Origin of the sequence: Collinsella phocaeensis (assembly GCF_900119895.1) — a bacterium.
Lineage (GTDB): Bacteria > Actinomycetota > Coriobacteriia > Coriobacteriales > Coriobacteriaceae > Collinsella > Collinsella phocaeensis.
This window is the reverse complement of sequence record NZ_FQLR01000004.1, coordinates 809,455-822,203: the sequence shown is the minus strand read 5'-3', so window position 1 is coordinate 822,203 and position 12,749 is coordinate 809,455. Positions and strand designations below refer to the sequence as shown.

The 12,749-nt window shown below is 68.3% G+C and carries 8 protein-coding genes and 1 riboswitch; of the genes, 3 read left to right on the top strand and 5 right to left on the bottom strand.

Going from position 1 to position 12,749, the window contains the following annotated elements; translation table 11 throughout:
- Positions 1-57: 57 nt before the first annotated feature.
- Positions 58-176, top strand: a riboswitch (TPP riboswitch).
- From thiC to thiD, 3 genes are all read left to right on the top strand, one after another.
- Positions 167-1,516, top strand: coding sequence for a phosphomethylpyrimidine synthase ThiC (gene thiC, locus BQ7355_RS05540; RefSeq protein WP_072415293.1), 1,350 nt, complete (start codon positions 167-169; stop codon positions 1,514-1,516). (Overlaps the previous riboswitch by 10 nt.)
- Before the next feature lie 254 nt (positions 1,517-1,770).
- Positions 1,771-2,610 (top strand): hydroxyethylthiazole kinase, encoded by an 840-nt coding sequence (gene thiM / locus BQ7355_RS05535; protein ID WP_072415292.1) that lies wholly within the window; start codon positions 1,771-1,773, stop codon positions 2,608-2,610.
- A 149-nt stretch (positions 2,611-2,759) separates the two neighbouring features.
- The gene (thiD, locus tag BQ7355_RS09380) at positions 2,760-4,301 is read left to right on the top strand and encodes a bifunctional hydroxymethylpyrimidine kinase/phosphomethylpyrimidine kinase (protein ID WP_072415291.1); all 1,542 of its coding nucleotides are present in this window, start codon (positions 2,760-2,762) and stop codon (positions 4,299-4,301) included.
- Positions 4,302-4,688: 387 nt separating this feature from the next.
- Here the strand turns inward: thiD and BQ7355_RS05525 are convergent, their stop codons facing one another.
- The 5 genes from BQ7355_RS05525 to BQ7355_RS05505 form a co-directional block, all read right to left on the bottom strand.
- Positions 4,689-5,702 carry a sugar-transfer associated ATP-grasp domain-containing protein gene (locus tag BQ7355_RS05525; RefSeq protein ID WP_072415290.1) on the bottom strand — a complete coding sequence of 338 codons (1,014 nt, stop codon included), beginning with the start codon at positions 5,700-5,702 and terminating at the stop codon, positions 4,689-4,691.
- Between the two features lie 274 nt (positions 5,703-5,976).
- On the bottom strand, positions 5,977-7,419 hold the full coding sequence (locus BQ7355_RS05520; RefSeq protein WP_072415289.1) for a YfcC family protein: 1,443 nt from the start codon (positions 7,417-7,419) through the stop codon (positions 5,977-5,979).
- 378 nt (positions 7,420-7,797) lie between these two features.
- Complete coding sequence (locus BQ7355_RS05515) at positions 7,798-9,534, bottom strand: [FeFe] hydrogenase, group A (RefSeq protein WP_072415288.1); 1,737 nt, start codon at positions 9,532-9,534, stop codon at positions 7,798-7,800.
- Positions 9,528-11,357 carry an NAD(P)-binding protein gene (locus tag BQ7355_RS05510; RefSeq protein ID WP_072415287.1) on the bottom strand — a complete coding sequence of 610 codons (1,830 nt, stop codon included), beginning with the start codon at positions 11,355-11,357 and terminating at the stop codon, positions 9,528-9,530. The genes BQ7355_RS05515 and BQ7355_RS05510 overlap by 7 nt, the downstream gene beginning before the upstream one ends.
- A gap of 272 nt (positions 11,358-11,629) precedes the next feature.
- On the bottom strand, positions 11,630-12,535 hold the full coding sequence (locus BQ7355_RS05505; protein ID WP_072415914.1) for a TIGR02452 family protein: 906 nt from the start codon (positions 12,533-12,535) through the stop codon (positions 11,630-11,632).
- Positions 12,536-12,749: the final 214 nt, after the last annotated feature.

The following is a 12,749-nucleotide window of genomic DNA, read 5'->3' as shown; positions in this document are numbered from 1 at the left end:
AAAAGCGCGAAAGACGGCGCCGCGTGCGCGGATAGGGCTTACAATCGGAACCGACAACTGCATATCACGGGGAGCCTGCAGGACGAGACGGCAAGCTGAGAGGGGGCGGCGCCCGCCCCGACCCGAAGAACCTGATATGGATAATGCCAACGAAGGGAGCGAGTGCATGAGCACCATCAACACCGCCGGCAATCCGCCGAACGAGCCCATCACGCAGATGGACTTCGCCCGCGCGGGCAAGATCACCCCGCAGATGCGCACCGTGGCCGAGCACGAGGGGCGCGACCCCGAGTACATCCGCGAACGCGTGGCCCGGGGGACCATTGCCATCCCGGCCAACATCCGCCATATCGATCGCGGCCTCACCCCGCGCGGCGTGGGCGAGGGCCTCTCCACCAAAGTCAACGTGAACCTCGGCATCTCGGGCGACAAGGCCGACGCAGCCGAGGAGTGGAAGAAGGTCGGCATCGCCATCAACCGCGGCGCCGATGCCATCATGGACCTCTCCAACTCCGGCAAGACCCGTGCCTTCCGCCAACAGGTGATCGACGAGTGTCCGCTCATGGTGGGTACCGTGCCCATGTACGACGCCATCGGCTACATGGAGAAACCGCTGGTCGAACTCACCGCCGAGGACCTGCTCGAGGTCCTGCGCGTGCATGCCGAGGACGGCGTGGACTTCGTCACCGTGCACGCGGGCATCAACCGCTCGGTGGTGAAGACCTTCAAGGAGACCGGCCGCCTCATGAACATCGTGAGCCGCGGCGGCAGCCTGCTCTTTGGCTGGATGGAGGTCACCGGCAACGAGAACCCCTTCTACGAGTTCTACGATGAGGTCCTCAAAATCTGCCACGAGTACGACGTGACCATCTCGCTCGGCGACTCCTGCCGCCCGGGTTGCCTCTACGACGCCAACGACGCCATGGAGACCGCCGAGATGATCGAGCTGGGCAAGCTCACCAAACGAGCCTGGGACGCCGGCGTGCAGGTCATGGTCGAGGGCCCCGGGCACATGGCGATCGACGAGATCGCAGCGAACATCAAGCTGCAAAAGCGGTTGTGCCACAACGCCCCCTTCTACGTGCTGGGGCCGCTCGTGACCGACATCGGCGTGGGCTACGACCACATCACCGCGGCCATCGGCGGCGCCATCTCGGCCTCGGCCGGCGCGGACTTCCTATGCTACGTGACCCCCGCCGAGCACCTGTGCCTGCCCGACGCCCACGACGTGCTCGAAGGCCTCATGGCGACCAAGATCGCGGCCCACGCGGCCGACATCGCCAAGGGCGTCCCCGGCGCGCGCGACGCGGATAACCGCATGGCGCAGGCCCGGCGCAAGCTCGACTGGGAAGAGATGTGGAAGTACGCCCTCGATCCCCAGACGGCTCGCGAGCGCTACGAGGCATCGCCGGCGGCCACCAAGGGCACCTGCACGATGTGCGGCAAGATGTGTGCGGTGCGCACGGTCAACAAGGTGCTCGAGGGGACGACGATCGATCTGGACTCGGAGCACTAGGCTCGGGCGACGTGGCTGAGGATAATGGCCGGATCGGGGGGGCGGGGTGAACCTCCCACGTTCAGCTTCGGCTTTGCCTCAGAAATCGCGCGAGGGGTTCACCCCGCCCCCTCCCCGACCCTGCGTTGCCACGGCTGAGGTGGCTGGCTACGCGCCACCACGTTCCTAAAAGAAAAAACTTGCTTGATGCTCTGCCTTGGCATTGCATCCGCCCTGGCAGAAGCGTTTCATTCGTTATGGAAGGATTGCTTACTATGACTATTTCCGCTGCTGATCTTAAGGACGCCCTCACTGCTGTTCGCGAGACGGTGCCGCTGGTGCATTGCATCACCAACTATGTGACGGTCAACGATTGCGCCAACGCGCTGCTGGCGTGCGGCGGCTCGCCCATCATGAGCGACGAGCCCGAGGACGTGGCCGACATCACGAGCATCTGCGGCGGTCTCGTGCTCAACATCGGCACGCTCAACCAGCACTCCATCGAGGGCATGCGCGTGGCCGGCAAGCGCGCGGCCGAGCTCGAGCACGCCATCGTGCTCGATCCGGTGGGCGCCGGCGCCTCGGCGCTGCGCACCGCCACCGCCTCCGAGCTCATCGACACCCTGCCCATCACCGTCATCCGCGGCAACATGAGCGAGGTCAAGGCCGTCGCGGGTGCCGCCTCCTCCACGCGCGGCGTCGACGTGAACCCCGACGACGTGGTGACCGACGAGAATCTCGCCGAGAGCGCCGCCTTCGCACGCGAGCTCGCGGCAAAGCTCGATGCCATCGTGGCCATCACCGGCGCCATCGACATCGTGGCGAGCGCCGATCGCGCCGTTGCCATCCGCAACGGCGTTGCCCTCATGGGCAAGATGACGGGCGCCGGCTGCGTGCTCTCGTGCCTCGTGGGCGCCTACGTGACGGCCACCCCCGCCTCTAGGCTCGAGGCCGTCGTCGCCGCCATCGCAGGCGAGGGCCTGGCCGGCCAGATCGCGGCCTCGCGCATGGGCGAGCTCGATGGAAACGGCAGCTTCCGCACCTACCTGCTCGACGCTATCTGCAACATGACCGCCGAGCAGCTCGCTGCCGGAGCGCTCGTGGAGGAGCTCTAGGGGAGCCGCGCCCTTGCAGCCGAGGCAGGGCGGACACGCACCCGCCCGCCCTGCCGTCCCCGATAGGCAGTGCCGGCGCCCCCTCGCCACACGGCCCTTCGGGCAGCCCTCCGACGCGGAGGGCATCGCAATCGAGAGGAGATTCGTACATGGCACCTCGCCGCGGGCGCTGGAGCGCCCAGGACATCCGTACGCATATGCGCCTATATGCCGTGACCGATCGGGCCTGGCTCAACGGACGCACCCTGCCCGAGCTCGTAGCCGACGCCATAGCCGGCGGCGCCACCTTCATCCAGCTGCGCGAGAAGCACGCCACGCACGATGAGATCGTAGCGCTCGCTCGCGAGCTCATGCCCATCTGCCATGCCGCAGGCGTGCCCTTCGTGATCGACGACGAGGTCGAGATCGCACGCGAGGTGGGTGCCGACGGCGTCCACGTGGGCCAAAGCGATACCGCCTGCGCCGATGCGCGCCGGCTGCTGGGTGACGGCGCCATCATCGGCGTTTCGGTCCAGACCGTCGAGGAGGCGCGCGCTGCCCAGGCGGCGGGAGCCGACTACCTGGGCGTGGGCGCGCTTATCCCCACCCCCACCAAGCCCGATGCCGTCGATGTCACCCCCGAAGAGCTCGCGCGCATCTGCCGAGCGGTGGACATCCCCGTGGTGGGCATCGGCGGGCTGCGCGTCGAGACGCTCGACGTGCTCGCGAACTCAGGTGTAGACGGCGCGGCCGTGGTCTCGGCCCTCTTCGCGGCCGATGATGCCCAAGCCGCCGCACGCAAGCTGCGCGCCCGTCTGGACGAGGTACTCGGCGACGGCGAATCCGCCTTTCCGGCGTTGCCCCCGGCATGCGCCGCACTGCCCGCCGTACTCGCCATCGCCGGCTCCGACTCGAGCGGCGGTGCGGGCATCCAGGCGGATATCAAGACCGTCGCGGCCCACGGGCTGTTCGCCGAGACGGCCGTGACCGCGCTCACCGCGCAGAACACCATGGGCGTCCGCAACGTGCTCGAGGCGACGCCGACGTTCATAGCCGAACAGATCGATGCGATATTCGAGGACATCCCGCCCGCGGCGATAAAGATCGGCATGTGCCCGTCGGCGCCCGCCATCAAAGCCGTCGCCGACGCGCTCACGCGCTGGAGCGCCGCCAACATCGTGCTGGATCCCGTGATGGTCGCCACATCCGGCGCCCGCCTCATCGCCGAGGACGCGGTCCATGCACTCGAAGATCGACTCATGCCGCTCGCGCGCCTCATCACGCCCAACATGCCGGAAGCCGAGGTCCTCGCAGGCTTCGAGGTGCGCGACGAGAAGGACCAGGAGCGGGCGGCCGTCGCGCTGGCCGACTGCTTCGGCTGCGCCGTGCTCGTCAAAGGGGGCCACGGCGTCCACGATGCCAACGACGTGCTGGCCCTGCCACCGACTGAAACCGCAGACGTCGGTGCGGGCGTTCGCACGACGTGGCTTCGCAGCCCCCGCGTCGATACCGAAAACACCCACGGCACCGGCTGCACGCTCTCGTCGGCCATTGCCTGCGGTCTCGCCAGAGGTCTCGGGCTTGAAGAATCGGTGGCGGCAGCGAAGTCGTACCTCATGGGCGCGCTCGAGGCCGGGCTCAACCTGGGTGCCGGCTCCGGCCCCATCGACCACATGTGGGCCTACCGCCCGCACCAGAAGGTGTCCGTTTAGGCACCCCGCCCTCAAAAAGAGGGCGGGCACCAAATTGAGAGGTGGGGCTGTGGCCCGCGCGCAATCGTTGGCGGAAAACGGTAGCACAAGTCGGTCTCATGAAGGCGCGCCATCCCCGCACGCAGGGCTCTCAAAATGGGGACAGGCACCAAATTGAGCGGGCGCAACCCGCGGCTTCGTCTGGATTTGCATCGTCCGCCCCCGTATTGAGCGCCTCCGGCGCGCAGCCCCACCCGAGGTCACGGGCCGCATTTCGATGCGCGGTCCGCTACGGGTCCTCAAAATGCCCTCGCCCCTTTGGAAGACGCGAGCGCGCCGTCACCCAATCGACTTGGATGGCGGCGCGCTCAACGTAGGTCTGAAAACGAAGGCCTGCTTCCCGTTTTGCTAAAGCCCCTTGATGTAACGCTGCAGCTGCGGCTTGAAACCGATCTTATCGGGAGCATGCGTGGGCATCTGCGGGAACGCATCGTGGCCGGGCATGTTGTTGGCCTCGATGAACAGCGGGCCGTCCCCGGTGATGGCGACGTCCCATCCCAGGTAGCCCATCTGGGGCACCACGTGCGCCGCCTCGCAGCACATCGCGATCACCTCGTCCCACATCGGGATCTGATAGCCCGTGAGCACGGTGCCGGTGCGCGGATGGGCCTCGTACACCCTGAACTGCTTGTCGCACGCGAGGCCGGCGATCTTGCCCGTCTCCATATCGATGGGCGAGTACATGCCGCCCGCGTTGATGTTGTCCACGGGGCGGTCGCTGTTGCCCATGCGGATGCAGGCGTACACCGCGTTGGCCTCGCCGTCGGAGAGCACGGTGTAGACGCGGACGGTGTTCACCGAGCCCGGATTGATGCGGGCCATGTCGGGATGCTGGATGACCACGTCCTCGATCAGGTCGGCCTCAGCGCGCACGAGGTAGTCGTACATAGCGTCGACCGAGTCGAAGTCCGCGCGGACGAGCTTCTCCACGCCCACGCCGCATGCCGCGTCGCGCGGCTTCGCGATGATCTGCTCGCGGCCCTCCAGAAACGCGCAGGCCTCGTCCTTGGACGCACGGCCGAAATCGAGCCACGCGCGGTGGAGGTACTTCGCGAACGCGGTGTAGAACTCGTTCTTGTTGTCGAAGATGTGGTAGTACGCAGGATCGTTCAGCATCTTCACGATCGAGTTGTTGACGCCGCGGGTGACGAAGGTCGCTCGCTGGGCGTCGGTCATCGTCTCGAACTCGAGCAGCAGGTAGTCCTTGTAGCCGGCTCCGAACTTGAAGCCGCACTTCACGATGTCGACAAAGAGGCCCGCGCGGTTCTTGCCGCTGCGCTCGTGCACCGCGCCCACCGTGTCGAACAGCGCCGCGTAGTCCATATGCGCGATGCATCGGAAGATATAGCCAAGACGTCCCATTGCGCCCCCATCCCTCAGCGCCCAAGCGACGCCCACATAGTCCATTCGTTGCTAAATCTTACGTCAGGGTGAAGCCGGCCGGCGTCGAGTCGCAGCGATGCCCGCCGCTTCTATAGAAAAAGTACCCTCCAGCCGCGAAGGCGCACGGCCGGAGGGTCAGGCGCCCCTCGCGCGACGAGGGGTTCGCGCGAGGGGCGCAGACCGATGCCGGGGACCGGCGGGGCGGACGGACGCCGGACGGCCTCTCGTCGCCCGGCGGCAGGGCCGGGCGCGCCTACAGCACCATGAGGGCGCCGGTGCAGATGACCACGCTCGCGACCGCGATCGCGACGATGGGCGCGAGCGCCCACTTGAGCCACGTGGGGTACTGGACGCGCGCAAGGAGCAGGCCGGGCAGGAAGACCGCCGTCGGCGAGAAGAGGTTCGCCAGGCCGTTGGCCGCGCAGAAGATCGTGATGATGACCTCGGGCGGGAAGCCGAGGTTCGCCGCGAGCGGCCCCAGGATGGGCATCGAGATCGTGGCGAGCGCCGACGTCGAGGTGATGACGACGGACAGGCCGAGGTACACGAGGTAGCTGATGGGGCCGAACGCGAGGGCCGAGGTGCCCTCGAGCGCGGCGGAGGCGTTGTTCAGGATGACCATGTCCAGCCCGGTCTCGCCCATGAGAATGGAGATGGCGCGCGACAGGCCGACCATGAGGGCGACGCCGATCATGTCCGCGGCACCGTCCAAAAAGCCGTCGACGATCTCGTTCTCGCGCAGACCGCCCAGGATGCCGATGACGATGGCCATGATGAAGAACCACACGGAGGCGTCGTTGAAGTACCACTCGCCGAGCGGGTTGCCCGTGAGCAGGCCGCTCCACGGCATGGTCGCCCACGTCTCGGCGGCCTCGTCGTATACGCCGCCGGCGACGAAGATGTCGACGCCGAAGTCCTCCCACGGGATGAAGCCGCAGATCATGATCGCGAAGGAGAAGCCGAACAGGGCCAGCGCCACCTTGCGCTTGCCGGTGAACTCGAGCACGGCGGGGCCGTCGGCGGCCTCGGCGTTCTCGCCGTAGGCCTCCTCGGACGCCTGCTGCTCCTGCAGGGACAGGATGGTCGAGCCCTTGTCGCGACGCACGCGGTTGGCGTAGCGCAGGATGAAGAACAGCGAGATGAGGTAGCTCACCACGGTGAGGATGACGCCCAGGACGATGACCACCCCCTGGTTGACCTCCAGCCCCACGCTGGCGAGCGAGTCGATGGCCACGCCGCACGCGAAGGGGTTGACCGTGGAGCCCAGGCAGCCGACGCCGGCACCGAGCAGCACGGTCGCGGCGGCGACCATGGTGTCGAATCCCGCGGCGTACATGGTCGCGGCGAGCAGGCCGTAGAACGGGATCGTCTCCTCGCAGAAGCCGTACGTGGAGCCGAGCAGCGCGAACACCGCCATGATGACGGCGATGAGCACGGTCTCGCGCCCGTGCAGGCGCTTCACGAGCGCAGCGATGCCCGCATCGAGCGCGCCGAGCTTGTTGACGATGCCCAGGCAGCCGCCCAGGATGAGCAGGAAGAGCGAGACCTCGATGCCGTCGAGGAAGCCCGAGATGGGTGACACGAGGATGTCGGAGACCGACGCGGCGGTGACGTCGGGCATGAACTGGGCGAGCACGATGGTCGCCAGCCCCACGAGGACCGTGATGACGATCAGGATGGTGTAGGAGGAGATCATGACCTTCTCCGTGGCGGGCGGGGCGCCTGCCGCGGACGGCTTCGAAGCCGCTTCCGTTTGCTCTGATGACATGGGAACCTGTTTCTCTCGTCGGATACATCATGCATAATCGTAGTACTTTTATTCACGCATGTCCTCGAGGGTTTGCAATAATCTGCTCCTATGTATGGGGTTGAGGGTGCCCGAAGGCACCCTCAACCCCATACCGCGAGATATTCTTTTATGCAATAAAGTAGATCACCTTGGCAACATTAGCCGATCGGGGCCGCAAGGCCGAGACGGCCGCAGGCGGCGCGCGAGGTCCGCACGAGTCCGATCGCGTCCGCGCGGCGCGCATCCCCGCCGCGCGGACGGATGGAGCGCTCACGCGCCCGCCGACTATCCGATCGGCATGCTCCAGCCATGATGATCGGTATGCAGCAGCCGCTCGGCGCGATCGGAGAGCGGGTGCTCCAGGTACGCATCGTAGAGCTCGGCGACATGCGCGTTCTCATGGGAGAAGCGCACCTCGGAGGCGGCATCCAGGCCCCAGAGCACCTCGCCGCGCTCGCCCGCCGGCTCGACCCCGTCGCATATGGGCTGGCCGCCCCCGCCCACGCAGCCGCCGGGGCAGGCCATGACCTCGACGAAATCGTATGAGGCCTCCCCTGAGCGCAGGGCCTCGATGAGGTCGCGCGCGTTGCCCAGGCCGTGCACCACGGCGACGTTGAGCGGCGTGCCGCCCAAATCGAAGGTCGCCTCCTTCCATCCGCGCAGGCCGCGGACGTCTCGGAAGGCGTCCGGGTCGGGATTCTCGCCCGTCGCCAGGAAATAGGCGCTGCGCAGGGCCGCGTCCATGACGCCGCCCGTGGCGCCGAACACCACCGCGGCGCCCGTGCCGTAGCCGAGCGGGTCGTCCAAGGGGTCCTCGGGCAGCCCGCGCACATCGAGGTGCGAGGCCTTGACCATGCGCACCGCTTCGCGCACCGTCAGCGCGACGTCGACGTCGGGCGCGCCGCCCTCCCCCGTCATCGTGGGCAGCGCGGCTTCCGCCTTCTTGGCGATGCAGGGCATGATCGAGACGCTGAAGATGCGATCCGCCTCGACGCCGATGCGCTCGGCGAACGCGGTCTTGACCACGGCGCCGAACATCTGCTGCGGAGACTTGGACGTGGAGACCTGATCGACCATATCGGGGTAATGCGACTTGACGAAGCGCACCCAGCCCGGGCAGCACGAGGTGAACATGGGGAACCGCACCCCGTCCTCGTCGGCGTGCGCGAGACGCTCGAGCAGCTCCGAGCCCTCCTCCATGATCGTGAGGTCCGCGCTGAAGTTCGTGTCGAACACGTAGTCGAAGCCGAGCTGCCGCATCGCGGCCCCCAGGCGCTCGACCGTCGCCTCCTCGGGCGCAAGGCCGAAGGCCTCGCCCCATGCGGTGCGAACGGCGGGGGCGATCTGCACGACGCAGACCTTGTCCGGGTCGCCGAGGGCGTCGAAGACCCGATACGTGTCGTCGCGGGCGCGCAGGGCGCCGGTGGGGCAATGCGTCACGCACTGCCCGCACAGCGCGCAGTCGGTCTGCGGCAGCGGAATGCCGCCGGCGACGTTCACCGCGGTGTGCGCGGCGCGGCTCGTGAGGTCCCACACGCCGGTCGCCTGGACCTTCTCGCACACCTGGATGCAGCGCAGGCAGCCGATGCACTTGTCGTTGTTGCGGATCAGCGGATAGGAGTAGCCGCTGTGCTCGTGCGTGAGGTGCTTGGCGTACGGCAGGCGCGGGATGCCCAGGTCGTTGGCGAGCGACTGCAGCGAGCAGTTGCCGGAGCGCACGCAGCTCGTGCACTCCGAGTCGTGCCGCGAGAGCAGGAACTCGACGTTGACCTTGCGCGCCATGCGCACCTTGGGGCTGTTGGTGCGCACCACCATGCCGTCGAGCACGCAGTTGTTGCACGCGGCGACGAGCTGGTCGATGCCCTCCACCTCGACGACGCACACGCGGCACGCGCCCACCTCGTTCAAGTCCTTCAGGTAGCAGAGCGTCGGGATCTCGATGCCCGCCGCGCGGGCGGCGTCGAGGATGGTGGTGTGTTCCGCGACCTCGACCTCGCGGGAGTCGATCGTGAGCTTTACCATTGGAAGGTCCTTCCCCCTCGATAGGCGCCGAAGCCGAAGTGATCGCAGCGCAGGCAGCGGGACGCCTCCTGCATCGCCTCCTCCTCGGTGAGCCCGATCTCGACCATCTCGAAGTCGCCGACGCGCTCGGCCGCCTCGCGCTCGGACAGCTCGCAGCGCCCGCAGAGGCGCTTGCCCTTGAACTGCACGGGCGGAAGCTCGACATCGAGCGAGACCTTGTGGTCGAAGCCCAGGTAGCGGTCGATGTTGGCAGCGGCGACCTTGCCCGCGTTGATGGCGCGGATGACGGTCGCAGGGCCGCTTTGGCAGTCGCCGCCGGCATAGAGTCCGTCGAAGCCCTCGATGGATCCGTCCTCGGCCGCCTCGACCTTCCCGCGCGAGCAAGGGATGCCCAGCGCCTCGAACGGCGCGGAGTCGATGTCCTGCCCGATCGCGACGACGATGCGGTCGCAGGCGACGAGGCGCTCGGGAGCCGCCGCGGCGCGCGGGGCGGGCCTCCCCCACCGGGGCTCGCCGATGATCTGGGGCTGCACGACGAGCCCGGCGACGCGGCCGTCCGCATCGCATTCGACGCGGACCGGGGCGTTGAGCTCCAAGATCTCGCACCCTTCCGCCTGGGCGCCGGCGATCTCGGCGTCCTGCGCCGTCATGTCGCAGATGCGGCGGCGGTACGCCACCATGACCTTGCTGGCGCCGAGGCGCACCGAGGAGCGGGCGACGTCCATGGCGACGTTGCCGCCGCCCACGACCATGACGCGCTCGCCGGAGAAATCGGGCAGCTCGCCGTCGCCGATGGCGCGCAGCATGCCCACCGCGCTCTCGACTCCCCGCGCGTCCTCCCCGGGGAGCCCGAGCTTCTTGTCGAGATGGGCCCCGATGGCGAGGTAGACGGCATCGTACTCGTCGCGCAGGGCGCGCAGCCCGTCGCCGTCCACGGATGCGTTGAGCTTGACGTCGATGCCGCAATCCAAGATCCACTGGATCTCGGCATCGAGCTCGGTGCGCGGCAGGCGGTAGTCGGGAATGCCGTAGCGGAGCATGCCGCCCAAGTGGGCGCGCTGCTCGTAGATGGTGACCGCATGGCCCATGAGCGCAAGGTAGTACGCACACGAGATGCCGGCGGGCCCGCCGCCCACGACGGCGACGCGCCTGCCCGTGGCGTCGGCGATCTTGGGACGGTAGTCGCGCTCCATGTGCTCGCACGCGTAGCGCTTGAGGGCGAGGATGTTGAGCGGGTCGTCCACGATACCGCGGCGGCAGTGCATCTCGCACGGATGCTCGCAGACGAGGCCGCACACGATGGGCATCGGGTTGTCCTTGCGGATCAGGCGGACGGCGTCGGTGAAGCGCCCCGCCTCGACGAGCGAGATGTAGCCGGGAATGTCGACGTTCGCCGGGCAGCCGGCGACGCACGGCACGCGGTCGTTCTGCCCGAAGCCGCATGACCCGGTGCGGACGTGGTGCTCGAAGTCGTCGCGGAACCCGCGGATGGCGGCGAGCGCCATGGATCCCGCCTCGTACCCGATGGCGCAGTCGCTCGACAGGTAGATGGTCTCCGCCGCCTGCTCGATATGGTGCAACGTGAGCTCGTCGGCGCGATTGGACAAGACGTCCTCGAGAAGGTCGGAGAGCACGCCGAGGCCGATTCGGCAGGGCGTGCACTTGCCGCAACTCTGCGTCGCGCACATGTTGACAAGGGCGGCGGTAAACTCGACGGGACAAGGGGCCAGCGAGCGCGCGGCGAGGCGCCGGCCCAACGCGTCATGCAGGTCGGACATAACCGCTTCCGCCTGCGTGCGCTCCATAACGTGAAGTCGTGCCATGAAGGGTCTCTCCTTTCAGCAGCGGGTTTCTCGTTTGTAGCAAAACACATAAACTTGATTGCATTAAAGACGGTGGACGGCAATGAATCGTTCGCGGATGGACCATCCCGAAGCGACGAGGGTTCGCGCGACGTCGGCGCACGGGGCCGCGCGGAAGCCGCCGGGGCAAACAAAGAGGCCCCTGACCGCCGCGAGCCCGAACGGCTCACGAAGGCCAGGGGCCTCGCGCATATCGGACGGCCCGTGGATGCGAGACGGCCCGCGTCCGGGCGCTACAGGTACTGCCGCCAGTCGTCGTCCCGCTCGGCCTCGCGCGCGGCCTCCTCGGCGGCGCGGGCCTCGGCGCGCCGCGCCGCCACGTCGTCGTAGGAAGCGGGATTCACCTCGGGGAACGCTGCGAAGGCGTGCTCGAAGCGGGCGAGGTTGTCATCGTAGCGGGCGTGCGGGATGGCGAAGACGACCTCGGAAAGCCCATGGGTACCGCCGGCGAGCTCCTCGCGGAACATCTCGGCGACGACGCTCGCGTCCCACCCGAACACGCCGCAGCCGAACGCGCCGAGGACGGCCTTCTCGCGGCCCTGGGCGTCTATGAGCGAAAGGGCGAAGCGGATGCGGTCGCGCATCGCGTCGGCGGCGACCTCGTCGGCGACGCCGTAATCGGCGCGGGCGCGGCGCAGGTTGGGGGCCGCCGCGACGATCACGTCGGCGTAGGCGTGCACGCGGTCGCGGGCGAAGCGCACCGCGGGAACCACGAGCGCGCGGTTGCGGTAGAGCTCGCAGTTGAGGTTGCGGCGGCGGTTCTCGGCGTACCAGTCCCCCATGCCCTCGAGCACGTTGTAGAGGTAGGACTCGGCGCAGAGCGCCTCCTCCTGGGCCATCGAGCCGCGGACGTATCCACCGCCCGGGTTGACGAACGAGGCGAAGTCCAGGACCGCGAGATCGCAGAACTGGGCGCGGCCGCGGCCGTTCTCCAGAATCGCGGAGACCGCGTCGGAGTCGAGGACGCGCACGCTCGGCACGCGGCCCTCCACCTCGACCGCGGGCGCGCCCTCGACGCGGCGCGCCGCGGCGGCGCACGCCTCGATCTCGCGGCCGTAGCGGGCGGCCATCTGCTCGGTGTGGGCCGCCGCCTCGCGGGCGCGGGCGGCCTTCCTCGGATTGTCCTTGCGGTCTGCCATGAGCATCACTCCCTTTGTCCGCCGCGGGCGGCGCGGCGCGGTACCGTCCGTTCCATGATAGGCCCTCGCGGCACGGGCGGCCGCGGAATCCGGCGCCGCGCCGGTCGGAGGGCGCCGTGCCGAAGGGGCGCGCGGCCCGGCGCTCCGGGGCCGCCTGCGCGGCGCCCGCGTGCCGAAAGGGTGCGTCCCTTTTGGCACGGCGCCCTCCGGGGCG

Bases quoted from the DNA above. Each gene is read 5' to 3' on its own strand.
- thiC (WP_072415293.1), top strand. From the start codon at position 167: ATGAGCACCATCAACACCGCCGGCAATCCGCCGAACGAGCCCATCACG.
- thiM (WP_072415292.1), top strand. From the start codon at position 1,771: ATGACTATTTCCGCTGCTGATCTTAAGGACGCCCTCACTGCTGTTCGC.
- thiD (WP_072415291.1), top strand. From the start codon at position 2,760: ATGGCACCTCGCCGCGGGCGCTGGAGCGCCCAGGACATCCGTACGCAT.
- BQ7355_RS05525 (WP_072415290.1), bottom strand. From the start codon at position 5,702: ATGGGACGTCTTGGCTATATCTTCCGATGCATCGCGCATATGGACTAC.
- BQ7355_RS05520 (WP_072415289.1), bottom strand. From the start codon at position 7,419: ATGATCTCCTCCTACACCATCCTGATCGTCATCACGGTCCTCGTGGGG.
- BQ7355_RS05515 (WP_072415288.1), bottom strand. From the start codon at position 9,534: ATGGTAAAGCTCACGATCGACTCCCGCGAGGTCGAGGTCGCGGAACAC.
- BQ7355_RS05510 (WP_072415287.1), bottom strand. From the start codon at position 11,357: ATGGCACGACTTCACGTTATGGAGCGCACGCAGGCGGAAGCGGTTATG.
- BQ7355_RS05505 (WP_072415914.1), bottom strand. From the start codon at position 12,535: ATGGCAGACCGCAAGGACAATCCGAGGAAGGCCGCCCGCGCCCGCGAG.